The sequence below is a fragment of the Priestia sp. J2 genome (assembly GCF_020790095.1).
Lineage (GTDB): Bacteria > Bacillota > Bacilli > Bacillales > Bacillaceae_H > Priestia > Priestia zanthoxyli.
In genome coordinates this window covers 1,304,408-1,328,968 of the sequence record NZ_CP086208.1, presented here as the reverse complement: position 1 = coordinate 1,328,968, position 24,561 = coordinate 1,304,408, and the positions used below count along the sequence as shown (strand labels likewise).

Here is a 24,561-nt window from a genome sequence, read left to right as displayed (position 1 = left end):
CCTTTTAAAAACGACTGGACGTTTATTTTTCTTTTAAACTCATTAAATAGTCTGCTAGCTCATTTACTTGTTCATCAGTTAAGTCAGGATATGTACCACTCATCTTATTACCCGGCTTAACTTTCTCAGGGTTTTTTAACCATTTTTTGATATTTTCCTTGTTGTGAGGAAGCACTCCAGCTACACGCTCACGTTCAGAAAAACCGGCTAAGTTTGGTGCTTGACGAGCTTGCTCTGGACGATTGTCTTTGACATCAACAGCATGGCATCCGATACAGCTTTCATTAAAGACCTCTTGACCCGCTTTTGCGGATGCTGTTTCTACATCAGGCTTTGCCTTTTTCAAATCTTTTGCCCACGTATCAAATTCATTGCTTGATACAGCCCGTACTTTAAAGTCCATAAGAGAATGAGATGGACCGCAAAGCTCAGCACATTTTCCGTAGAAAACCCCGTTAGCTTCCTTCGATTTTTTAGAATCAAACACTAGCCAGAATTTATTATCATTTTCTGTGTTAGCATCGAGCTTTCCTCCAACTGAAGGAATCCAGAATGAGTGCTTGACGTCAGAAGCTTTAATATTAAAGTAGACTTTTTTATCCGTTGGAACAACTAGATCTTGGGATGTAATAATTTTTTGATTAGGATACTCAAATTCCCACCAGTACAAGTTAGCACGCACATTTACTACGACAGCATCTTTGTCCTTCATTCCTTTTACGTCCGCTAGCTTAAATGTTGAGATGACCGTTGGAACAGTCAAAATAATGAGCAGCAAGATAGGAATCACTGTCCATATAATTTCTAACTTTCTGCTTCCTTCCACTTGCTTTGGAATCACGTTTTCTTCGCCTTTACGACGGCGAAAGCGCAGAATAACAAATATAAAGATAATGGTGACCACAATAATAACTAAAACCATGATGGCTGTACTAAGAAGCATAAGCGAATATTGTTCTTCAGCTACCTCACCTGCAGGCTTAAGTGTTGACAAAAACGGTTTTCCACAGGCCGATAACATGAATGCAAGCAGCGTAAATAACGACAAAACACGAAAGTTCAATCGCCATTTTTTCATACCATTCCCCAACCTCTCTTTCATTGACGTGATTTCATCTATGCCCTCTTGAGCATAAAACTTATTCCTTCTATAATGAATTCTACATGTAGAAGAAATCCCCCTTGTGCAGCGTCGCATTCAGTGAAAGATTTTATCTAGGCAAAAAGCGTTGCGACAATCATTGAGACAAATAAAATAGTTAAATAGTTTAGTGAGTAGACAAACATCATGCTAGCCCACTTTGTGTCTTCTTGTTTATTGTATTGAGCAAATCCTAAAAATAGCCATCCTATGTTTAAAACAGTGGCCAAAATTAGAAATGGAATGCCTAATTCGTATAAATAAAGAGGTAATGGCAACAAACAAGCAATCCAAATGAGAATCTGTCGTTTTGTAAGCTCAAAACCATGTACAACAGGCAACATAGGGATTCCCGCTGCTCGATATTCTTCACATCTTCGCATAGCAAGAGCTAGAAAATGAGGCGGCTGCCAAATAAACATGATTAAAAATAATACCCAAGCCACTACGTGTAAATTGGGATCGATAGCGGCCCATCCAATTAATGGCGGGACAGCGCCTGATATACTTCCGATTACTGTATTAATTGTGTATAGTCTTTTGGACCACATGGTGTAAAGAACTACATATGTAAGTATTCCTGCTAATCCGATGAGAGCGGCTACGGAAGAAACAACTAGTAGCATAAGCAAGCCGGTTAACGTCAAACCGATTCCAATCCCAAGGACCGTCAAAGGTGTAAAACTTCCTGTCACTGTAGGTCGTCCCTTTGTTCGTTCCATTAGAGGGTCAATGTCACGATCTATGTAATTGTTCAAACTGCATGAACCGGCGATGATAAGTGAAGAACCTATTAAAGTAAAAAATGCTTTATCCAGGTTTTCTAAGAAGTGTTGTTCGTTGAAGAAAAGAGCTAGCCAAAAACCAGTAAAGGTGGTGATGAAATTTGAGTTGACTATTCCGATTTTAATCGTAGCTAAAAAATCTGACCAAATGGAACTATTTTCGCTTACATGAGCTGTGTTAGGCGATGCAGAAAGCGTTGAATCTTCCACCATTTTTGAATCTTCCATGGCGCTTCCTCCTTTACTCATCCACAGACTTTTATCTAGTAAATAAAGAGTCTATAAATGAAGGCGTTTTCAACATATTTTTACAAAAATCTCCTCTTTGTTCACAAAGAAGTCATATTCCTCTCACCGAAACTACTTAAAAGCTTCACATGTAAACGATAAAATAGTAGAGAATTATCTATTTCTCATGTTTATTAAACCATATTTTGCCGTTACTTTGTGAAGAATTCATGAAAAAAATATGGATTTTTTTTGTCATGAGCTAAATGCATGTCCCTGTCACTTGTTAAAAGATATTTCTGCAAGTAAAATAGTCTTCTGTACGGTACCTTTTACATATCTGCAGAGTCAAACTCATGAACAACCCTTACACTTTCTACCATTATAACAAATTCAATCAAGTTTATGGAGAATAAATGAAATTTATGTTTAATATACAAAAAGATTAGGATAAAATGTTTAGCTCGTTATATTACTTACTTTGCTTTTAGGATGGTGATTATTGTGCGACTTGGATTAAAGTTTTTATCCGTTGTGACGAGCATAGCCATGTTACTTATTCTACTTGGCGGTGCTCTTGTTACGAAAACTGGTTCAGCAGACGGGTGCGGAGATTCTTGGCCTCTGTGTAACGGACAGCTCATTCCCGACCCTTTAACATTTGAAACCGTTGTTGAATTAAGCCACCGCTTAGTTTCTGGCGTGTCGGGCTTTCTTGTACTCGCTTTATGCGTATGGGCGTGGATTTCACTAGGACATATAAAAGAAGTTAGACCTTTAGCGTTTATCTCTTTTTTCTTCCTAGTACTGCAAGCATTAATTGGGGCCGCTGCCGTTATGTGGGGGCAATCAGATGCGGTGCTTGCTCTTCATTTTGGTATTTCCCTTATTTCGTTTGCTTCTGTACTGCTGTTAACACTTATCATCTTTGAAGTGGATCAAAAGCTCGACACAGCTAATATGCAGCTAGGCTCTAAAATGAAAAAACATATTTACGGGGTTATCTTATACACATATGCCGTTGTGTACACGGGCGCGCTTGTTCGCCATAAAGAAGCTAGCTTAGCCTGTCCAGACGTTCCATTTTGTTCAAACGGAAACGGTTGGCTACCCGTTGATTTGAATCAGTGGATTCAAATGGGACATCGATCCGCTGCTGTTTTAACGTTTGTATGGATTTTAGCTGCCTTTATTCATGCAGTTAAATATTATCGTCATCAAAAAAATATTTTTTACGGATGGTTAGCTGCTCTCATTCTAGTTATTTTTCAGGCGGTTTCCGGTATGCTTGTTGTTGTCACACGTCTGCAGCTAGAGCTCGCGCTTGCTCATTCTTTAATTATCTCTTTCCTATTCGGTGTATTAAGCTACTTGACCTTACTTGCAACGCGTCATACACATAATTAATCAAAAAAGGTACGAGCTCTGAGCTCGTACCTTTTTTGATTAGCTTTCTAATTCAATTAATAAATCTCCCGGCTGGATGCCATCTCCATTCGATACGTGTACTTGTTTAATCACGCCGTCAAATGGTGCTTGCACGGTTGTTTCCATTTTCATTGCTTCTGTGATCATTAAGTGATCACCTTTTGAGACTTTATCGCCTTTTTCTACTACTACTCGAATAACGGTTCCAGGCATTGAAGCGCCAATGTGGGACGGATTTCCTTGGTCGGCTTTTTGTTTTGCCGTAACGGTTGTTTTGACACTTTCGTCTTTAATCACGACTTCACGAGGCTGACCGTTTAATTCAAAGTATACTGTTCGCGTACCGTCTGCCTGCGGTTCTCCAATGGATACAAGGCGAACGATTAAGGTTTTTCCTTTTTCAATCTCAATTTCAGCCTCTTCTCCTAAACGCATGCCGTATAGGAAAGTCGGTGTATCAAGAACAGAGATGTCTCCGTATTGTTCGACTGCTTTGTGATAATCCATAAACACTTTTGGATATAGCGCATAAGCAATGGCGTCAAAACTCGTCACTTGACGATTTAAGTCTTTAAATAGCTTTTCTTTCACTGCATCAAAGTCCACATCTTCTAACAGTTCTCCAGGACGAACTGTAATAGGTTTTCTGCCTTTTAGAATGATGCGCTGAAGCTCTTTAGGGAATCCCCCGTGAGGCTGTCCTAAATACCCTTCAAACAATTCGATAACGGAATCCGGGAAGTCAAGCGTTTCACCGCGCTCAAACAGCGTTTCTTCTGTCAAATTGTTTTGAACCATAAACAATGCCATGTCTCCAACTACTTTTGATGATGGCGTAACTTTTACAATATCACCAAATAACAAATTCACGCGTGAATACATATCTTTTACTTCATCCCAGCGGTTTCCTAAACCAACTGCTTTTGCTTGTTGCTGTAAGTTGCTATATTGACCGCCTGGCATTTCATGCTCGTACACTTCCGTATGAGGAGCATTCATCCCGCTTTCGAAGTCTTGGTAATATTTTCGCACGTCTTCCCAATAGTAAGAAAGCTCTTCTAGATTTTTAATATCCAGATTTGGTCTGCGGTCCGCACCTTCTAATGCGTAATAAAGAGAGTTAGCGCTCGGCTGAGACGTTAAGCCTGCCATTGAGCTTACGGCTACGTCTACAATGTCTACACCTGCTTCAATTGCTTTTGCGTACGTGTATACACCGTTTCCGCTTGTATCATGCGTATGAAGGTGAATTGGAATATCAACCGTTTCTTTTAGAGCCGATACTAAATCATAAGCTGCCTGTGGTTTTAAAAGACCCGCCATATCTTTAATGCCCAGGATATGTGCTCCAGACTGCTCAAGCTCTTTTGCTAAGTTCTTGTAGTAATCCAAATCATACTTACGGCGCGTCGGATCTAAAATATCACCTGTATAACACATCGCTGCTTCTGCAATCTTCCCTGTTTGACGAACAGAGTCAATTGCAAGAGTCATTCCTTGCACCCAGTTTAAGCTATCAAAGATACGGAAAACATCAATACCTGCATAAGCTGATTTTTCAACAAATTCCTTGATTACATTATCAGGATAGTTTTTATATCCAACCGCATTTGACGCGCGAAGAAGCATTTGGAAAAGAACGTTTGGCGCTTGTTGACGTAAAGTAAGCAAGCGATCCCACGGATCTTCTTTTAAGAATCGATAAGCGACATCAAACGTTGCTCCTCCCCACATTTCCATAGAAAATAAATCCGGAAGCAAGCGTGCAGTTGGGTTAGCTACTTGTTTTAAGTCGTTTGTACGAATACGCGTTGCTAAAAGAGACTGATGGCCATCACGGAAGGTTGTATCCGTTAATAGCACTTCCTTGCGTTCTTTCACCCAATTTACTAGCCCTTCAGCGCCTTTTTCATCTAAAATCTGCTTTGTTCCGTTTGGAATTGGTTGTTTTATATCGACATTAGGAACACGCGGTTTCGTAAAGATCGGCTTTTTCTTTTCCGATACACCCGGGAATCCGTTTACCGTAACATTCCCAATGTATGTAAGCATTTTAGTTCCTCGGTCTTTTCGCTTAGGGAAGACAAAAAGTTCAGGCGTTGTATCAATAAAGGATGTATCATAAGCGCCTGTTAAGAACTTATCATGCTTTACTACATTTTCAAGAAACGGAATATTGGTTTTAATTCCACGAATACGAAACTCTTTTAAGTTCCGGACCATTTTTGATGCGGCTTGATCGAATGTTAAAGCCCACGTTGTTACTTTTACTAACAGTGAATCATAATACGGCGTAATCACAGCACCTTGGAAGCTGTTTCCCGTATCTAAACGTACGCCAAAACCGCCACCAGAACGATAAGCCATAATCTTACCCGTATCCGGCATAAAGTTATTTAACGGGTCTTCTGTCGTTACACGAGATTGAATTGCATATCCATGTACGTGAATTTGATCTTGTGCAGGAATAGACACTTCCTTGCTGTGAAGTGCGTAACCGTCTGCAATTAAAATTTGCGATTGAACGATATCAATACCTGTAATCATTTCAGTAATTGTGTGCTCTACTTGAACACGTGGATTTACTTCAATAAAATAAAAATCGTTTCCTGATACTAAAAATTCTACTGTACCAGCATTTATGTACTGCACTTTTTCCATCAGCTGCACAGCTGCTTCACAAATGCGGAGACGTAAGTCTTCATCTATAGAAACACTTGGTGCTACTTCTACTACTTTTTGGTGACGACGCTGCACTGAACAGTCGCGTTCGTAAAGGTGCACAACATTTCCTTGTTCATCACCTAAAATTTGCACTTCAATATGTTTTGGATTTTCAACTAGTTTCTCGACGTACACTTCATCATTACCAAAAGCCGCTTTTGCTTCTGATTTGGCACGATCATAAGATTCATTCAGGCTGTCTGCATCGCGAACGATACGCATGCCTCGACCGCCTCCGCCCAAAGCTGCTTTGATCATTAGAGGATATCCATGCTGATTAGCAAATTCTTTTGCTTCGTCAATTGAATCAATAGGACCATCCGTACCAGGAATAACGGGAATATCTGCTTGAATAGCCTGATGACGTGCTTTTACTTTATCGCCAAACATATCAAGATGCTTGGATTTTGGGCCAATGAAAATAATGCCTTCTTCTTCGCAACGTTTTGCAAATTGGATATTTTCTGACAAAAAACCATAGCCAGGGTGAATAGCATCTACATCATGAGACTTAGCAATGTCGATGATGCCTTCTATATCTAAATAAGCATCAATCGGCTTTTTCTCCGCTCCTACTAAATAGGCTTCATCCGCTTTGTAACGGTGATAAGAACCTGCGTCTTCCTTCGAATAAATTGCAACAGTCCGAATATTCAGTTCAGTACATGCTCGAAATACACGAATCGCAATTTCTCCTCGGTTTGCTACTAATACTTTTTTGATTTTTTTAGTTACAAAACTCATGTTGCTAATCTCCTCTCAATTTCGTATAAACTTCAATATATAGCAAAATTGTATAAAAGAAAAGCAAAAATCAATGGAAAATAATAAAATTCCAATAAATTTTTGCTTTTTTTACACAATTTTTTTACGAAAATCAATCGCTTGTTGTTGATGTATTGTTCGGATGTAGCACAATATTTTCCGTATTTTTCTGTTTTTTATTTTGATAATTTACGAAAAACGAAATATTTACAATAATTCCCATAGATACCATCAGCGTTAGTAGCGAAGACCCTCCGTAACTGATAAACGGAAGCGTGACGCCGGTAATCGGAATGAGTCCCGTAAGCCCTCCAAGGTTAATGCCTGTTTGAATACCTATCATACTCGCTACTCCAATACAAATCATGCTAGCAAACGGATCCTGAGATTTTTTAGCCAGCATTAAAATCCTGAAAATTAAGAAGCCTAAAAGGCCCAGCACGAGCATAACTCCAAAGAATCCTAATTCTTCTGCAATAATAGCCATAATAAAATCGGTATGGGGCTCGGGAAGATAACCATACTTTTGTACACTTTCTCCTAAACCAAGGCCTTTTAAGCCTCCTGTACCTATTGCTAAATATGAATTAACCAACTGATAACCGGTTCCTTGAGCATTAGCAAACGGATCTGACGCACCGGTAAAACGGCCAATTCGATTGGCAGTAAACTGACCTGTAAAAAAACCAATGGTAATAATGACCGTCAGCAAAATGATACCTAGCGCTAGCATGCGGAAGAAGGTTTTTTTAGAGATTCCCGAACATAGCATAATGGTAACGGCAATAGCAAAAATAATTGATCCCGTTCCAAGGTCAGGCTGAATCGCTACAAAGCCTAATATTAGAAATACAAGACCCATAGGTCCAAAAAAAGCTTTTTTGATGTTGTCAATATACTCTTGCCTTTTAGATAAAACATACGATAAGTATAGAATGACAACAAGCTTGGCATACTCAGCCGGCTGCATGTTTGCTCCGCCAAGCTGCAGCCAACTCTGCGCATTGTTACTCGTATGCCCCATTACAAACACAAGCAAAAGCAGTACAAAAATGCCCAGAATCGCATAAGGCAGTATTTTAGGATACAGCTTGTAAGGTGTTAGCATTGTTAAAATGAACAATACAAGCGTAAAAGCAAGCCACATTTTTTGTCTGTTGTAAAAGAAATCACTTGACGTATGATATCTTGTAATACTTACAATCATACTTGAACTGTAAACCATAACTAGTCCAACCGCACAAAGAAGCAGCACTGGAATTACAATTGAATAGTCAAAATGCCTAAATATTTTTTTTACCATAACCCTCTTCCTTTAAAAATGACGTGTTTCTGTTTCGTTTCATCTTTTATGTACAAATTTGAGTAAATTAGGAAATTTCAACCACCTGTAATAAAAAACTCAAACTACGTTTGTATATAGTTTGAGTTTCGATCGCGTGATTTTTATTTTTTTGTAAACGCTTCATGCAGTGCAGAAAGTTCACGCTCGAGGCGGTCTAGCAATGTTTTTCCAACACGTTCATCAATTAAACCAAGACGAACTGCAAAATCAATTTCTCTTGATAAACCAAACATTTGTGTATCTAAAACCTCTTCATAAAGAGGACATTGTGGCATTGTTAAGTTATCCATTTGAACTTGAATTAATTGCAAAATCTTATCTGCATCAGCTTTTAACAACGCATACGCTTTTTCACGATGATCTATCATTGTCTCAGGCGTCAAACTCAATCCCTCCGTTCGCGAGCGATTACCTAATCTATCTCTCAATTTTAAAGGCTATGCTCCAAAAAAGCAAGGATAAACATGTCCGTGAGGCTGGCCGTCTTTTTTATACTGTTACTTTCTCAAAATCGTTACCATAGATGTAGGAAATTTCGCACTTTCGTTGACTCTTACATTATAGCATACGAGAATCACTCTCAACTAAATTTTTTCATCAAAGTGACAAATAAGTAGAAAGCGCTTATACTTTTAGCAAGGGGGCATTTATGATGAATTCAATTATTATGTTAAAAGGAAAAGTAAAATATACGCTGACACTCGACCCAAGCGTGTGGATTTTCGATGACCGCAAGCTCGATATGGACGTTTTCTTTGAACATCCACCGGAGCAAAAAGACGAGACAGAAGCGTACACAAAGGCTGTTTCGAAGCATTGGGACCGTGAAATTCAAGAAGGAGCCGTCTTTCCTCCTACGTTAAAAACCGAAAAGAAATTCAAAAAACAGGAGCTAGTAAATGGAACATTTGGCATTTTATTTGCACCTTTTCTAGCAAACGCTTCACCTACTGAAGACGCTACCAACGTTTCATTTAAAACAAAAGACGCGCTGATTTCTTTTTCATTAGAAGAAGCGCAAAAACTAATCTTTGGTTTCAGCCAAGATGGAAAGCCTCTTAGAGAAGACGGGCCTATCTATGTCTATTTACCTGACGGATCTAACCGAAATAACCCTATTAAATATGTGGAAGAAATCATCGTTACATAATAAAAAAAGTGGGGTTCCAAAAGGAACCCCACTTTTTTTAAAGAATATCAGCTGCTAATTGTGCTAGCCCGGAGCGCTCTCCTTTGATTAACCGAACGTGGCCCGATACTTTTTGCTCTTTAAACTTTTCAACTACGTACGTTAATCCGTTGTTATACTCATCTAAATAAGGATGATCAATTTGAGCCGGATCTCCCATAAGGACAATTTTACTCTTTTCCCCTACCCTTGTTAAAATTGTTTTAATTTCATGCTTCGTTAAATTTTGCGCTTCATCAATAATAATGAACTGCTCGGGAATGCTTCGGCCTCTTATATACGTCAAGGCTTCCACTTCTATTGAACTGAGCCCCGCTAGAATCGCATCCAGTTCTCCAGGTTTTTTAGTGTTGAATAAGTACTCTAGATTATCATAAATTGGCTGCATCCATGGACGAAGCTTCTCCTGCTTTTCTCCTGGTAAGAATCCAATATCTTTCCCTAAAGGAACAATTGGACGAGCTACAAGTAGCTTTTTAAAACACCCTAGATCTTCCGTCTGCATAAGTCCTGAAGCTAAAGCAAGCAGCGTTTTACCCGTACCTGCCTTTCCAATTAACGTGACCAGTTGAACGTCGTCTCTAAGAAGAAGTTCTAAAGCCATAATTTGCTGAACATTTCGAGGTTTAATTCCCCAGATATGATCATATTCAAATAAAAGCTTTTTTACTTTCGTTGTTGTTTGATCGACAATGCCGATGGCTGATCCGGATCCCCCAAATGCATCTTTCATCACTAAGAATTGATTTGCAAAAAAGGAGTGGTTCGCGATTTGAGACGTTAGCAGCTCTCCTTTTTCGTAAAATTGACTCAGCAGTTCTTTTGCAATATAGACTTCTGAAAAGCCTGTATAAATACTATTGAATTCCACTACTCGATCACTTAAAAAATCTTCTGCTCTTAAGCCGATTGCGTCGGCCTTCACACGTACCAACACATCTTTACTCACTAGTATCACTTCACGTCCATCTTCTTTTGTTTCCTCTTCAAGAGATAGATTTTTAGCAACAGCTAAAATTCGATTATCATTTGTTTTTTCCACAAAGATTTCTTGAAGCTGTTGAAAAGAGCGATGATTGAGTTCAATTCGCAAATGGCCCCCATTTTCTAAAGGGATTTTCTCATATAACTTTCCATGTTGTCTCAAGTTATCAATGAGTTTGGATACCTGCCTTGCATTTCGTCCGACTTCATCCATATTTCTTTTTTTCGAGTCAACTTCTTCTAGCACAACGGCCGGAATCACCACTTCGTTATCATCAAATGAAAAAATTGAATGCGGATCTTGTAATAAAACATTCGTATCTAATACATAAATTTTTCCCAATAATTCAGCCTCCTACTCCGATTGTTTTTCCTGTAAGGAGTGAAACAAGGCACCCATCCATTTATATACTATGTAACGCACATGTGTGAAGTGACCTTAAATGGACGGACCATTTTCTTTAAATATATGAACACGTGTATAAAGATAGAAGAACTATTAGAAACTAAATACAAATTACTACAAAAAATGAGTCATTCATAAGGAGGAGTCTCCCACATGAACAAATTTTTTCTATCCATTAGCTTATGTTTTATTACACTAACCGGCTGCAACAATAACCAAGCAGACGTTGAAGAGGGGCAAAAAACAGATCGAATTGTACAGGTCAAAAATTCATCTCCTGAACGCTCTCACAAGCGTACTGCTAATGAAATATCAGCGCATTTAGTTGAACTGGCTTCAAGCGTTCCGAATGTAAATGATGCTACTGCCATTGTGCTCGGCAAGTATGCAATCGTAGGGATTGACGTCGGCAAAGATATTGATCGTTCAGAAGTAAGTTCAATCAAATACACAGTTGCCGAAGGTCTGAAAGCTGATCCATACGGTGCTAATTCTGTTGTTATTGCAGATCCTGATACGGTCGCTCGGCTAAAACAAATTGGAAATGAAATTCGCAAAGGTCGGCCGGTTACAGGATTTTTAGATGAATTAGCAGCCATTGTAAACCGAGTGATGCCTGAATTTGCAGAAGAAATCCGTCGAAACCCTAGTTCAACAGATACTAACAATCAAAAATTAAATAATAAACAAGAGCAAAACTTAAAGAATGAGCAGGAAAAACAATCTAATAATCATCTTCAAAAAAATGAATAAGAAAGTCGCTTAGCGGCAGGCTGCTGCTAAGCTTTTTTTATCGCTTCAATTACTTGCTTATCGAGTTTAGCAGCTGCTACTGGATCATAGGTCTTTTCATATGAAGGATTTACTGAAATCTTAGAGCCATAAAACATGACATCTCTTACTTCATTAATATCTAGTTCAATTAGTGTCAACTTTAAAGCTACTCCTTCTAACTTTTCCTGCACTACCTCAGCTATTCCGCTGATTGAGTAGCATGATTCATTAGCAAGAATATTTACCACTGCTTTATTCGTATGTTTAATGTTTTCTACAATCCTCGATTTGACATCTACGGCAAATCGAATTTTTTGTTTAGTCGGAGCTACTAACCACGAAATGGCACTAACATTTGGAGCGTTTGTTTCAAAATCAATAGTTGAAATGGTTGCAAATCTCTCTGTCTGTAGCTCATCGTATAATGCATCTACTAATTGAGTCTCGACTTCGTTGGCCATTTTCATCCCTCCTACTGTTTATGTACTTACTAGTTACTATCTTCGAGCTAACAAGCAAAATTACCTGCTTCTTTAGGAATGTTTTCCTATCGTTCCTTTTCTCCTGAGAGATAGCACCGCAAAAAAACTTTATAAAACAAGAATTTTCGGCTAGAATGATGTATAGAGAAGTTGAGGTGATAGAAATGAGAGTACAATGTGTCATGTGCGATAAAATTGAAACAATTGAGGATGAAACGCTCGTGGCAAAACGACTGCGCAACCGTCCTATCCATACATATATGTGCAATGAATGTTCTGAACGGATTGAAAAACGAACAAAAGAACGCATAGCTACTGGTAACTTTAAACTATATGAGTCGAAAAAGACAGAGGAGGATTGGTAAGGTGCTCCGTTTAGGAATAAGTATTGGCATGTTCAGCGGGATTATCCTTGGGTTATGTTTGAAATGGATAGAATGGCTAACCGGCAAACAAGTTTATACCCTTTTATTAAATGTTGATTTTATTCCTATCATTGGCCCTATTCAATGGCCTGAATGGGTGGAGTTTGTTTTTCATTTATTCATTGCCGTTGCAATTGGGATCGTTTTTGTTTACATAGTAGGTAAATTAAACAATATGTCTATTCGAAAAATCGTATTGTGTTCTTTTTTATTAACACTTCCAACCATTCCTTTGTATTTTCCGTTGACGCTGCTTGCGCTTAAGCCTACGCCTGCGGTGGATGATGCAGTAGCAATTTTTTATTGGACAGCTGGCCATTTAATTTTCGCAGCCGCTCTTGTCTTCGGCTATATCATACTAAAAAGACGCTTGTAGCTACAAGCGTCTTTTTATGTAGTCTTTTATGAACCCAACGTGGAGTTTTGCTTTTTAGCCTGATACAGCCGTATTTTATAAATAATTAATACAAGCGCTGCAACCACAAGCCCTTCAGCTACAGGTAAAAAAATGCCTAAAAACGTTAAAATCGTACATCCAAAAGCTAAAAATAGATAAATAACCACAGATTTTAAAAGCGGCAGCTTCTTTGCAAACCCGAGTTTGTACACAAGAACAGATAGCCCTAAAATAGTAAAGTATAACAGCCACATTCCTATTTTTGCATGTTCATCTACTTGATACAAAGCAGCAAAAAATGAAAGGTGTTCTTTTACATCCATCTTCCTTCCCCCTATTCCTTACTTTACATTATTCGATATAAGCCACCTTTTTCCTTTCCAAATCATCTCTTTATAAAACGCTTTCAAAAAATAGAAAATTCTGATATAATTGATAAAAAACAAGCCGCTAGCAAATAAAGCTAACGACTTCCTTTTTTTATTATTTCGTGTCAGCGTATTTTTTCTTTTTCGCTGCTTTTTCACGTTCATTTTTATCAAGAATTTTTTTACGTAGACGAATAGATTCTGGTGTGATTTCACAATATTCATCTTCGTTTAAATATTCAAGTGATTGCTCTAAAGACATAATACGAGGTTTTTTCATACCTGTTGTTTGATCTTTGTTAGCAGAACGCATATTCGTCATTTGCTTCATTTTACAGATGTTAACAACGATATCGTTTTCACGAGTGTGTTCTCCTACGATCATACCTTCGTATACTTCTGTACCTGGCTCCACGAAAATTGTACCGCGGTCTTCTACGCCTTGGATTCCATAAGTAGATGATTTACCGCTTTCCATAGAAACAAGCACACCTTGACGGCGACCTCCAACTTGACCTTGCTGCATTGGTTGGTAGCTATCAAATGAATGGTTAATGATACCGAATCCACGAGTTAACGATAAGAACTCAGTTGTATAACCGATTAAACCACGTGCAGGAACCATAAAGATCAGACGAACTTGACCGCTGCCGTTGTTAATCATATCAACCATTTCACCTTTACGAGCACCCATTGATTCCATAATAGAACCCGTATGTTCTTCAGGCACGTCGATTTGCACACGTTCAACTGGCTCACAGCGAACGCCATCAATTTCACGAACGATTACTTCAGGTTTTGATACTTGAATCTCATATCCTTCACGACGCATATTTTCAATTAAAATAGATAAATGAAGTTCTCCACGTCCTGAAACGACCCATACATCCGGTGAATCAGTATTTTCCACGCGTAAACTTACATCTGTCTCAAGTTCAGACATTAAGCGCTCTTCAATTTTACGAGATGTAACAAATTTACCTTCACGACCAGCAAACGGTGAATTGTTTACTAAGAACGTCATTTGTAAAGTAGGTTCATCAATACGTAAAATTGGCAGTGCATCTTGGTGGTCAAACGGACATACTGTTTCACCTACGTTGATGTCTTCCATTCCTGATACAGCGATCAGGTCTCCTGCTTTTGCTTCTTCGATTTCAACACGCTTTAAGCCTAGGAAACCGAATAATTTTGTTACGCGGAATTGTTTTACCGTACCGTCAAGCTTCATTAATGCAACTTGCTGGCCTACTTTCATTGTTCCGCGGAATACGCGCCCTACACCGATACGACCAAGATAGTCATTGTAGTCAAGCATTGCCACTTGGAATTGAAGTGGTTCGTCGCTGTTGTCTACTGGTGCTGGAATGTGCTCGATGATTGAGTCAAATAGAGATGACATGTTCTCATCTTGCTTTTCAGGGTTCGTGCTAGCCGTTCCGTTGATTGCTGAAGCATAAACAACAGGGAACTCAATTTGTTCCTCACTTGCACCTAGTTCAATAAATAAGTCAATTACTTCATCAACTACTTCAGTTGGACGAGCAAAGTCACGGTCAATTTTGTTAACAACAACAATCGGCGTTAAGTTTTGCTCTAATGCTTTTTTCAATACAAAGCGCGTTTGAGGCATACATCCTTCGTATGCGTCTACTACAAGTAGAACACCGTCTACCATTTTCATAATACGCTCAACTTCTCCACCGAAGTCAGCATGTCCTGGCGTATCCATAATGTTGATACGCGTATCTTTATAATTAATAGCTGTGTTTTTCGCTAAAATTGTAATTCCACGCTCACGCTCAAGGTCATTTGAATCCATCGCACGTTCTTCAACATGCTCATTAGTACGGAATGTTCCGGACTGATGTAATAATTTATCTACTAACGTTGTTTTCCCATGGTCTACATGGGCAATAATGGCAATATTACGTAAATCTTTACGAATGTTCACGCATTTCACTCCTATGCTTGTAATAACTAAGCTATTATATCACACTAACTCTAGAATTGCAGAATGATTTTGTTGTACACTATAAATATCCGTTACAAATGGGAGGAATCAACATGAGAAACATTAAGTGGGTATTCGTTTTATATGCATTCATCGCAACTGCAGCTATTATGTCAATTGGCATATTTATCGGAGAAGGAAGCGCTCTCGGGGTCATTTTAGCTATCGTAGCTTTAATTGTTGTAATGGGTCTTGGCTTTACGACTAAGAAAAAAATGCGAGAAAAAGGGCAGCTGTAATTTTTTTGCGATGATTGAAAGCGTCATGGCCATTTGCAACATCAAAATGGTTCATGACGTTTTTTCATCACAAAATTCTTTGACTACACGTAAGTCTTCACTTCTATTTTATTTATTCCACTTTCCTTCAAGGTACGTACGAAAGATTTCGTCATGTAATGTTGGTTTGCTTACAAATACACTGCTTTTTTCAAGAATCTCTAACGGCTTCCCTTCTAAATCCGTCATGACTCCTCCAACTTCTTCAATCAACACTTTACCGGCAGCAAAGTCCCATGGAGCCAAACGTAAAGTAATGTATCCATCCAAGCGTCCAGCCGCTACGTAAGCAAGCTCAATAGCTGCGGATCCATATGAACGGGTCCCTCTTACTTTACGCACAAGCGGACTTAATACGGAAGGATCAATACGGCGGTTCTCCGTCACCCACGTTGCATTTAAGCTAATAATAGCTTCTTCAACTGGTACAGGTTCAAGTTTCGGCAATTGGATGTCATTCATAAACGCGCCCTGTCCTTTTAAAGCATGATACAGCTCATTATGAATAACATCATAAATATAACCTGCTTGTCCTACACCATTTTCGAATATACCGATGGAAATAGCAAAATTTCGCTGCTGATGAACAAAGTTCATCGTACCGTCGATCGGATCGATAATCCAAATCGTTCCTTCTTCTGATTCAAGCTCTTCCCCATATCCTTCTTCTCCGAGAATATGATGTTCCGGAAAGGTTTCATTGATTTTTGAGATAAAAAACTGTTCAATTTCTTTATCCATATTTGTTACTAAATCATTTGGATTCGATTTCGTTTGAATGAGAAGTTCTTTACTAAACGACTGTTGAATTTTTTGTCCAGCTTCTTTTAGCCACTCTTTAACGTATGTATCAATTTCTTTCCAGCGTTGTGTCATCTCAATTCCCCCTCAAAAATACGTCTCTTATTTAAGCTTAAAAAAACCTCTGCAAGATGTCAATTAACAGAGCACGTGGGAGAAGAACTGCCGCTTCTTCTCCCACGTGCTCTGTTACCACTTATGAATCTGCTCATTCAGTTTAATCCTTTTTTACAGTTTACCCATATTTGTTCTATTTTATTCCCGTGTCTGCTACTGAAGAGATATCATTTCTTCACGAAGTTTCTCGAGCTTTCGCTTACATTTTTGTTTTTGTTCCTCATTATTCTCCATCATGGCTTCATATAACGTCGCTAACTCGTAATCTAACTCCAACCGAATTACACCTAATCTTTTTTGTCCATCATTCTTCTTATACATATTCACCACTTGTTTCATGTTTCAAACACCCCTCTCAAATTATTGAACCCACTTATAGAAAACTAAATTTTCAGATATTTTGATTGATATAGTCTATGTCGAAACCTAATCTCATGCAACTAAATTGTGTGATTACCTATAAAAAAATGATAGACACGTTTTGACAAGCATATGCGAATTAATTGGTGTTTATGCTTTTCATGTGGTAGAATCTTCGCGTAAATCATACTTACTTGCATAGATGCACAGCAGCTATACATATTCACTAAAAAAACGGAGGTTTCACATGGCATTCTCAGGATTTTCACAAGATGACTTTAACGTATTCCGTATCGAGGGGCTTGATGCACGTATGGAAGCCATCAAGACAACGATACGCCCAAAATTCGAACAATTGAGCAATCATTTTGCTCCTACTCTTTCTTCACTTTGTGGAGATGAAATGTTCGTACACATTGCCAAACATGCACGAAGAACAGTTAACCCGCCAGCAGATACGTGGGTAGCCTTTGCTAACAGTAAACGCGGGTATAAAAAGCTCCCTCATTTTCAAATTGGCCTTTGGGAAACACACGTCTTTGTGTGGTTCGCCGTCATTTACGAATCACCTATTAAAGAACAATTTGGAAAGCTGCTAAAACAAAACATGGAGGAGATTTGTCAAAATATCCCAGACTCGTTTGTTTGGTCGAAAGATCATACAAAACCTGATAGTGAAAAAATGGGCGACTTATCTTCTGAAGACTTAGAGAGTTTGTTTGAACGTCTAGAGACGGTTAAAAAAGCTGAGATCCTATGCGGCATTACGATTCCAAAAGAAGAAGCGATTGCAATGAACGGCGAAGAATGGATGGCTCGTATTGAACAAACATTTCATACGGTAACTCCATTATATGAACTAACTAAAAAAGCATATGCATAATTTTAACGAATTGATATAAAAAAATGAGGGTGACACATAACGAAAGGAAGCTCATCGAAAGACCAATAAATGGGATACATAAGCTGAAAAACGCTTGTGACACCGCAGTTGATTTCCCTGCAAGACTTCGCTTTCCGCGGGCTGCCGGTGAGCCTCCTCGTTGCTTGCGCTCCTGCGGGGTCTCGCCTGTTCCGCTTTCCCCGCAGGAGTCTTCGCCTTGCCTTCCAATCAACTAGAAGAAACGAAACAGATAAACTCTATGTTCACCGTAACAAAAAAAACGAATCATTAATCAAACAATTTGATTAATGATTCGTTTTTTACTTCGGCTAAACTACTTTTGTCCAGTCTCAGTTTTTACATTTTTATGATATCTCCAGAAGAAGCAGCCTTTGCTTTTTGAATCGTTCGATAAGAAGAGTATTTGCTTTGGTCTTCAAAATCGTTACAGATTGTTTTTTCTTCTGCTTTACTTGGCACAATTTCTTTAAATCGGCGATAGACTGCCATTAGGTGATCACGCTCAATACCTTTTTCATAAGCTCGTTCAATGCTTTCAAAAAACTTCACTACATCAATAATTTCTTCTGTACTCCAATCAAGGGAGATAGGGTATTGATATTCCACTTCTCATCACTCCATTTATTTCTTCATTCTATGTATATCTATATTCTTAACTCTATCACAATCTATAATGTACACAAAATTTATTCTCTTTTCACCCAAAAGAATTTCTCCTTTTTTTTCTTTTTATTTTCTCTTTAAAATATCTTTGCAAATAGGTTAATAAGTGCTATAATTCTTTTGTTTTATGGGGATTTTCAAAACATAAAGAACTATAAAATAATAAGTAATAAGCAGTTTACAATTACTTGTATTTTTTTAACTAAAAATTGTATTTATATTATCAAACAGTAGTAAACATACGCGTTTCATTCATTTATATAATGGTTAAAATCAAGAAAACTGCGGAGTAGAATTTCTGTTGAATTTCTTTTGTAGAAAAAAGATCTGATATTTTAATATGTATAATTCAACAGCCATTAGTTTTTGGTATATAAAATTGAATGCTGTAATTTGATAAAAAAACAATCAAAGTCCCTCTAAGCTTTGCTTAGAGGGACTGACAATTTATGATAAAAGAGGTGTATAGCAAAGTTGTCTTCTCAATTTTCAACTCCATTATTTACTGGATTAGTTAATCACGCTAAGAAAAACCCAACACAATTCCATATCCCTGGACATAAAAAAGGAAATGGAATGGATCCTGAATTCCGCTCATTTATTGGCGATGATGCTTTATCCATTGATTTAATTAATATCGGTCCCCTTGATGATCTTCACCAGCCAAAAGGCATTATCAAACAAGCGCAGGATTTAGCTGCAGAAGCATTTGGTGCTGATCATACTTTTTTCTCTGTTCAAGGAACGAGCGGAGCAATTATGGCAATGGTTATGGCGACATGTGGACCTGGAGATAAAATTATCGTTCCTAGAAACGTGCATAAATCTGTTATGAGTGCGATTGTTTTTTCAGGAGCTACGCCTATTTTTATTCATCCTGAAATTGACGAAAATCTTGGCATTTCTCACGGTATTACATCGGACTCTGTAGAAAAAGCCTTAAAGCAGCACCCTGAAGCAAAAGCAGTGCTTGTTATCAATCCAACTTACTTTGGAATTTCCGGAGACCTTCGTAAAATCGTAGAAATTGCCCACTCGTATCAAGTGCCTGTACTTGTTGATGAAGCTCACGGCGTTCATATTCACTTCCATGATGATTTGCCTCTGTCTGCTATGCAGGCCGGTGCAGATATGGCAGCAACAAGCGTTCATAAATTAGGCGGTTCTATGACGCAAAGTTCCATTTTAAACATACGCGAAGGCTTAATTTCTCCAAAACGCGTACAGTCTATTTTAAGCATGCTGACAACAACATCAACCTCTTATCTGCTGCTGGCTTCTTTAGATGTTGCACGAAAACGTCTAGCTACAGAAGGAAAAGAGCTGGCTGAACGTGCAATTTCTCTTGCTGAAAAAGCACGAAAAGAAATTAATACAATTGAGCATATCCGATGTATAGGCAGAGAAATTTTAGGCACAAAAGCTACGTATGATTTAGACCCTACTAAATTAATTATTTCTGTTTCAGATTTAGGAATTACGGGCTATGACGTAGAAAAATGGATGCGTGAAGCTCATAATATCGAAGTGGAAATGTCTGACCTTTATAATATTCTATGTATTATCACGCCCGGAGATACAGAAGAAGATCTTTCACGTCTTGTCACAGCTCTGCGTGAGTTGTCCGCAAAATTCCATAACCTTTCTGAGACAACGGCAAAACCGGCTATTTTATTACCTGATATTCCTGTATTGGCTTTAACACCTCGTGATGCTTTTTACGCTGAAACCGAAGTGGTACCTTTTCATGAGTCAGCAGGTCGTATTATTGCAGAATTTGTAATGGTCTATCCTCCTGGTATTCCTATTTTTATTCCTGGGGAAATCATCACTGAGGAAAATTTAACCTACATTGAAACAAACTTAGAGGCAGGTTTACCAGTGCAGGGTCCGGAAGATTTTGAATTAAAGACATTTCGTGTCATTAAAGAACATAAAGCAATTCAATAAAAAAAAAGGTGCGGAATTCCGCACCTTTTTTTTATTGAATTAATCTAAATCTTCATCTGCTTTTTGACATTCTCCGCTTTTACATGTTGAGTATAATCGCGTCACTTTCTCATCTTCGAAATGATCAATTGTGCAGTTACATGTTTGACATACGATTGTTCCCATTTTGTAAACTCCCCTTTAACCGTCTTTTTTTGTAAGCGTTTTACAACTCTTGATATTATATTATTATGTCACATTGAATATGTCAACAACTAATTAGTATGTCACATTAAAAATATTTTTCTCATAAATGTTATATTTGTTTTCAAAAAACTGACCCCTTAGCATCATCTCTATTTATATGAAAAAACTATGTCTAATTTCATATCTATTTCGGTACTTTAAAATAATTACGAAAAATAAGAATTTGAGATCTTGCGTTTTTTTCTTACTAATAGGGTAGACATTTCATACAAACTTTACTAGAATGTATAACCATGTGGTTTCATGTATAGCTAAAAAGGTTATATGAGAAACTATGTTATGTAAAATAGAATAGGAAAGGAGTGATAATCGATGAAAAAACTGACTCCTGTTTTTATCATTTCGGTTATTATTGCTGCAGTATTTATCGTATGGGGTGTTATTCCGGAATCTGTGCTAGGAAGCGCAGCGCTTACACCTGTCACATCGGCAATACATAGTTTTATCATCGAGAAATTTGGCTGGTATTATTTATTAGCAGCTACATTATTCTTAGTTTTTACGCTGTACTTAATTTTTTCAAAGTACGGAAACATTAAACTAGGTAAACCTGACGAAAAGCCTCAGTATGGTTATGTCTCGTGGTTTGCTATGTTATTTAGTGCTGGTATGGGGATTGGACTTGTATTCTGGGGTGTTTCAGAACCAATCAATCATTTTCATACTCCACCTTCTGGTGAAGGCGGTACAGCAGAATCAGCTCGTGCAGCTCTACGTTATTCGTTTTTCCACTGGGGTTTACATCCTTGGGCTATTTATTCCGTTCTTGCACTGGCCCTTGCATATTTTCAATTTAGAAAAGGTTACCCGTTCATAATCAGTAATATTTTACGTCCACTATTAGGAAAACGTGTTGATGGACCTCTTGGAACGATCATAAACGTCATCGCCGTATTTGCAACTATTTTTGGGGTGGCAACATCTCTAGGACTGGGCGCTATTCAAATTACTGGTGGAGCCTCTTACTTGTCGCCAAGTATTGATAATAATTTCACGACTCAATTAATTGTTATTATTATCGTGACGTTCTTGTTCATGCTGTCAGCACAGACAGGTCTGAACAAAGGTATTAAGTATTTGAGTAACATTAATATTGTTTTAGCTATTCTGTTAATGCTATTCTTGTTATTTGCAGGTCCAACCAACTTTATTATGGACTTATTCGTTACAACAATTGGCAGCTACATTCAAAACTTGCCGTCGATGAGTTTTCGATTGAGCCCGTTTGATAACAGCACCTGGGTTCAAGATTGGACAATTTTCTACTGGGCATGGTGGATCGCCTGGGCACCGTTCGTTGGTACGTTTATTGCTCGTATTTCACGAGGTAGAACCATTCGAGAATTTTTAATTGGTGTACTAGCTGTTCCGACCGTATTTGGCGGATTATGGTTTGCCGTATTCGGAGGTTCTGGGGTCTACTTAGACTTTTTCAAGGATCTTCCTGTTATGGATGTTATCAATAATAAAGGAACAGAAGTTGCTTTATTCTACGTACTTGAACAGTTTCCATTTGGTACGTTCATGTCCATTGTCGCTATTTGCTTAATTGCTACATTCTTCATTACATCAGCTGACTCAGCTACATTTGTTTTAGGAATGCAGACAACAAATGGTGATCTAAATCCTTCAGGCTCTATTAAGCTTACGTGGGGCTTAATTCAATCGTTAACAGCAATCATTCTGCTTTGGACAGGTGGCTTGGATGCACTCCAAACGGCTGCGATTATAGCAGCACTTCCATTTTCAATTGTGCTGGTGTTAACGGTCTTCTCATTAATGAAAGCATTTAAAGAAGAAGGCGCATTAAAAAGAGAAAAAAAATCTGTGTAAGACAAAAAAAGCGTTAGCTTATATAAGCTAACGCTTTTTTTATGCACTCTTACGCCGTGCAAAATAAAATTAGTTGATAACATGTCAAGCAGATAGCTGACGTTGTGCCCGTCATCATAAGCGCCAGTCTTTTAGATTTGACGTTAATTTCTGCTATGCCGTAAGCTAAATAAGCAAATACTAAAAACAAAATAATTTTAGATGTCAATTGATCACGTTTTGATAGCAATTCAACCAGTGAATAACCTATCCAAATAACAATGTGTAAGCTCCAAACGAAATATGTCTTCATAGCTCCTTCGCCGCCTTTTCATTCGTTATCCAAAGAAGCAATTTTTTATCTACCTATAAGGAAAGCACGTCCCACTTCATATGTATGCATCTAGAGCTCATTTAAGACTGCCTCAGCGCTTTTTACACGTTTCTTCTAAAGGAGATATTCATCAGCAATAAAAACTGTCTGACAAGCATCTGATACTTGATGAAAACCGTTTTCTTCAAAAAAAAAAGCTGATGCATACGCATCAGCTTTTTAAAAACATTATTTTACAATGTGAATTGGGCTTCCAATAGCTACTTCAGCAGCTTCCATTGTGATTTCACCTAATGTTGGGTGAGCGTGAATTGTTAATGCGATATCTTCAGCTGTTACGCCAGCTTCGATAGCAAGACCAAGCTCAGCGATCATGTCAGATGCGCTAGGTCCAGCGATTTGAGCACCAACAACTACTCCGTCTTCTTTACGAGTGATAAGCTTCAAGAAGCCTTCTGCAGCGTTAAGTGCAAGCGCACGTCCGTTAGCAGCGAATGGGAATTTAGAAGCTTTAACAGCTAATCCTTCTTCTTTCGCTTGTGCTTCAGTATAACCTACAGATGCAAGCTCAGGCTCAGAGAATACAACTGCTGGAATTCCTAAATAGTCAATTTCAGCAGGTTCGCCAGCGATTACTTCAGCTGCGATTTTACCTTCGTAAGAAGCTTTGTGTGCAAGTGGTGGTCCAGTTACGATATCACCAATTGCAAAGATGTTGCTTACAGATGTACGAGTTTGGTTATCGATTTCGATAAGACCACGGTCAGTCATTTTAACGCCAACTTGCTCAAGACCAAGCTCATCAGTGTTAGGACGGCGACCTACAGTAACTAATACGTAGTCAGCATCGATTACTTTTGACTCTCCGCCTACTTCAAACGTAACTTGTACGCCATCAGCAGTTTCTTCAACACCTTTAGCCATTGCTTTTGTATAGATTTCAACGTTTCCTTTTTTCTTAAGGTTACGTTTAACAAGAGAGCTCATTTGTTTTTCAAAACCAGCTAGAATTTCATCAGCAGCTTCTACAAATGTAACTTCTGTACCGAAGTTAGCAAAAGCAGTACCAAGCTCAGTACCGATGTAACCTCCGCCGATTACAACTAATTTTTTAGGAACTTCTTTAAGCGCTAATGCACCTGTAGAGTTGATTACGCGCTCAGAGAATTTGAATCCAGGGATCTCGATTGGACGAGAACCAGTTGCAAGGATTGCATTTTTGAATTTGTACGTTTGTGCTGAATTTTCATCCATTACACGTACAGTTTCGCTGTCAACGAAGTAAGCTTCACCTTTTACGATGTCAACTTTGTTACCTTTAAGAAGGCCTTCAACACCGCCAGTAAGTTTGTTTACAACGCCGTTTTTGAATTCTTGAACTTTAGAGAAATCAACTGTTACGTTCTCAGCGATAATCCCCATGTCTTCAGAATGTTTAGCATGTTCAAAACGGTGACCTGCAGCGATTAATGCTTTTGAAGGAATACAACCAACGTTTAAGCATACGCCTCCAAGATTACCTTTTTCTACGATTGTAACTTTTTGACCTAATTGAGCTGCACGAATTGCTGCAACGTAGCCACCAGGGCCAGCACCAATGACAAGAGTATCAGTTTCGATTGGGAAATCTCCTACTACCAT

General features: G+C 38.3%; 25 protein-coding genes. 9 read left to right on the top strand and 16 right to left on the bottom strand.

The features are described 5' to 3' along the window. Positions 1 to 22: 22 nt before the first annotated feature. Complete coding sequence (coxB, locus tag LJY09_RS06755; protein ID WP_228307618.1) at positions 23 to 1,078, bottom strand: cytochrome c oxidase subunit II; 1,056 nt, start codon at positions 1,076 to 1,078, stop codon at positions 23 to 25. Between the two features lie 137 nt (positions 1,079 to 1,215). Next, positions 1,216 to 2,154, bottom strand: coding sequence for a heme o synthase (gene cyoE, locus LJY09_RS06750; protein ID WP_028414097.1), 939 nt, complete (start codon positions 2,152 to 2,154; stop codon positions 1,216 to 1,218). Between the two features lie 504 nt (positions 2,155 to 2,658). Between cyoE and LJY09_RS06745 the strand changes: the two genes are divergently transcribed. After that, the gene (locus tag LJY09_RS06745) at positions 2,659 to 3,561 is read left to right on the top strand and encodes a COX15/CtaA family protein (RefSeq protein WP_028414098.1); all 903 of its coding nucleotides are present in this window, start codon (positions 2,659 to 2,661) and stop codon (positions 3,559 to 3,561) included. Positions 3,562 to 3,600: 39 nt separating this feature from the next. Here LJY09_RS06745 and pyc read toward each other — a convergent pair whose 3' ends face one another. From pyc to LJY09_RS06730, 3 genes are all read right to left on the bottom strand, one after another. Further along, positions 3,601 to 7,050: a pyruvate carboxylase gene (pyc, locus tag LJY09_RS06740; protein ID WP_028414099.1), complete on the bottom strand. Its 3,450-nt coding sequence runs from the start codon at positions 7,048 to 7,050 to the stop codon at positions 3,601 to 3,603. Between the two features lie 133 nt (positions 7,051 to 7,183). Beyond that, the gene (locus LJY09_RS06735; RefSeq protein WP_014460986.1) at positions 7,184 to 8,374 is read right to left on the bottom strand and encodes an FtsW/RodA/SpoVE family cell cycle protein; all 1,191 of its coding nucleotides are present in this window, start codon (positions 8,372 to 8,374) and stop codon (positions 7,184 to 7,186) included. A gap of 143 nt (positions 8,375 to 8,517) precedes the next feature. Further along, on the bottom strand, positions 8,518 to 8,784 hold the full coding sequence (locus LJY09_RS06730; RefSeq protein WP_370506486.1) for an Fpa/YlaN family protein: 267 nt from the start codon (positions 8,782 to 8,784) through the stop codon (positions 8,518 to 8,520). Positions 8,785 to 9,065: 281 nt separating this feature from the next. Here LJY09_RS06730 and LJY09_RS06725 point away from each other — a divergent pair, with 281 nt between their 5' ends. Continuing rightward, on the top strand, positions 9,066 to 9,566 hold the full coding sequence (locus LJY09_RS06725; RefSeq protein WP_014460988.1) for a hypothetical protein: 501 nt from the start codon (positions 9,066 to 9,068) through the stop codon (positions 9,564 to 9,566). A gap of 37 nt (positions 9,567 to 9,603) precedes the next feature. Here LJY09_RS06725 and LJY09_RS06720 read toward each other — a convergent pair whose 3' ends face one another. Further along, positions 9,604 to 10,932, bottom strand: a complete 1,329-nt coding sequence (locus LJY09_RS06720) for a PhoH family protein (protein WP_013056072.1) — start codon at positions 10,930 to 10,932, stop codon at positions 9,604 to 9,606. Positions 10,933 to 11,148: 216 nt separating this feature from the next. On the opposite strand from LJY09_RS06720, the gene LJY09_RS06715 reads away from it, so the two are divergent. Continuing rightward, positions 11,149 to 11,748 (top strand): YhcN/YlaJ family sporulation lipoprotein, encoded by a 600-nt coding sequence (locus tag LJY09_RS06715; protein WP_013056071.1) that lies wholly within the window; start codon positions 11,149 to 11,151, stop codon positions 11,746 to 11,748. A 26-nt stretch (positions 11,749 to 11,774) separates the two neighbouring features. Here LJY09_RS06715 and LJY09_RS06710 read toward each other — a convergent pair whose 3' ends face one another. Beyond that, a complete protein-coding gene (locus tag LJY09_RS06710; protein WP_028414102.1) occupies positions 11,775 to 12,230 on the bottom strand; it encodes a pyridoxamine 5'-phosphate oxidase family protein in 456 nt (151 codons plus the stop codon). A gap of 185 nt (positions 12,231 to 12,415) precedes the next feature. Here LJY09_RS06710 and LJY09_RS06705 point away from each other — a divergent pair, with 185 nt between their 5' ends. Both LJY09_RS06705 and LJY09_RS06700 read left to right on the top strand, forming a co-directional pair. Next, entirely contained in the window at positions 12,416 to 12,616 is a 201-nt protein-coding gene (locus LJY09_RS06705; RefSeq protein WP_013056069.1) for a YlaI family protein, read from the top strand. A gap of 1 nt (position 12,617) precedes the next feature. Beyond that, positions 12,618 to 13,052, top strand: coding sequence for a hypothetical protein (locus LJY09_RS06700; protein WP_033578411.1), 435 nt, complete (start codon positions 12,618 to 12,620; stop codon positions 13,050 to 13,052). A gap of 26 nt (positions 13,053 to 13,078) precedes the next feature. On the opposite strand, the gene LJY09_RS06695 is transcribed toward LJY09_RS06700, so the two are convergent. Next, on the bottom strand, positions 13,079 to 13,396 hold the full coding sequence (locus tag LJY09_RS06695; protein ID WP_013056067.1) for a YlaH-like family protein: 318 nt from the start codon (positions 13,394 to 13,396) through the stop codon (positions 13,079 to 13,081). A 160-nt stretch (positions 13,397 to 13,556) separates the two neighbouring features. Beyond that, complete coding sequence (gene typA, locus LJY09_RS06690) at positions 13,557 to 15,395, bottom strand: translational GTPase TypA (RefSeq protein WP_013056066.1); 1,839 nt, start codon at positions 15,393 to 15,395, stop codon at positions 13,557 to 13,559. A 113-nt stretch (positions 15,396 to 15,508) separates the two neighbouring features. Here typA and LJY09_RS06685 point away from each other — a divergent pair, with 113 nt between their 5' ends. Beyond that, positions 15,509 to 15,694 carry a YlaF family protein gene (locus LJY09_RS06685; protein ID WP_028414104.1) on the top strand — a complete coding sequence of 62 codons (186 nt, stop codon included), beginning with the start codon at positions 15,509 to 15,511 and terminating at the stop codon, positions 15,692 to 15,694. Positions 15,695 to 15,802: 108 nt separating this feature from the next. Here LJY09_RS06685 and LJY09_RS06680 read toward each other — a convergent pair whose 3' ends face one another. Next, positions 15,803 to 16,609 carry an inositol monophosphatase family protein gene (locus tag LJY09_RS06680; protein ID WP_014460992.1) on the bottom strand — a complete coding sequence of 269 codons (807 nt, stop codon included), beginning with the start codon at positions 16,607 to 16,609 and terminating at the stop codon, positions 15,803 to 15,805. Positions 16,610 to 16,804: 195 nt separating this feature from the next. Beyond that, complete coding sequence (locus LJY09_RS06675; RefSeq protein ID WP_013056063.1) at positions 16,805 to 16,990, bottom strand: hypothetical protein; 186 nt, start codon at positions 16,988 to 16,990, stop codon at positions 16,805 to 16,807. A gap of 268 nt (positions 16,991 to 17,258) precedes the next feature. On the opposite strand from LJY09_RS06675, the gene LJY09_RS06670 reads away from it, so the two are divergent. Next, complete coding sequence (locus tag LJY09_RS06670) at positions 17,259 to 17,894, top strand: YktB family protein (RefSeq protein ID WP_028414105.1); 636 nt, start codon at positions 17,259 to 17,261, stop codon at positions 17,892 to 17,894. Here the strand turns inward: LJY09_RS06670 and LJY09_RS06665 are convergent. Next, a complete protein-coding gene (locus tag LJY09_RS06665; RefSeq protein ID WP_028414106.1) occupies positions 17,875 to 18,126 on the bottom strand; it encodes a hypothetical protein in 252 nt (83 codons plus the stop codon). The genes LJY09_RS06670 and LJY09_RS06665 overlap by 20 nt on opposite strands. A gap of 125 nt (positions 18,127 to 18,251) precedes the next feature. Beyond that, the gene (locus LJY09_RS06660) at positions 18,252 to 18,521 is read right to left on the bottom strand and encodes a UPF0223 family protein (RefSeq protein ID WP_013056061.1); all 270 of its coding nucleotides are present in this window, start codon (positions 18,519 to 18,521) and stop codon (positions 18,252 to 18,254) included. Positions 18,522 to 19,052: 531 nt separating this feature from the next. Here LJY09_RS06660 and LJY09_RS06655 point away from each other — a divergent pair. Then, the gene (locus LJY09_RS06655; RefSeq protein WP_028414107.1) at positions 19,053 to 20,528 is read left to right on the top strand and encodes an aminotransferase class I/II-fold pyridoxal phosphate-dependent enzyme; all 1,476 of its coding nucleotides are present in this window, start codon (positions 19,053 to 19,055) and stop codon (positions 20,526 to 20,528) included. Between the two features lie 39 nt (positions 20,529 to 20,567). On the opposite strand, the gene LJY09_RS06650 is transcribed toward LJY09_RS06655, so the two are convergent. Next, positions 20,568 to 20,693 carry a GapA-binding peptide SR1P gene (locus LJY09_RS06650; protein ID WP_013056059.1) on the bottom strand — a complete coding sequence of 42 codons (126 nt, stop codon included), beginning with the start codon at positions 20,691 to 20,693 and terminating at the stop codon, positions 20,568 to 20,570. A 393-nt stretch (positions 20,694 to 21,086) separates the two neighbouring features. On the opposite strand from LJY09_RS06650, the gene LJY09_RS06645 reads away from it, so the two are divergent. After that, a complete protein-coding gene (locus LJY09_RS06645) occupies positions 21,087 to 22,607 on the top strand; it encodes a glycine betaine uptake BCCT transporter (protein WP_033578409.1) in 1,521 nt (506 codons plus the stop codon). A gap of 49 nt (positions 22,608 to 22,656) precedes the next feature. On the opposite strand, the gene LJY09_RS06640 is transcribed toward LJY09_RS06645, so the two are convergent. Continuing rightward, positions 22,657 to 22,899 carry a hypothetical protein gene (locus LJY09_RS06640; protein ID WP_228307617.1) on the bottom strand — a complete coding sequence of 81 codons (243 nt, stop codon included), beginning with the start codon at positions 22,897 to 22,899 and terminating at the stop codon, positions 22,657 to 22,659. A 249-nt stretch (positions 22,900 to 23,148) separates the two neighbouring features. Next, a complete protein-coding gene (gene lpdA, locus LJY09_RS06635; RefSeq protein ID WP_013082295.1) occupies positions 23,149 to 24,561 on the bottom strand; it encodes a dihydrolipoyl dehydrogenase in 1,413 nt (470 codons plus the stop codon).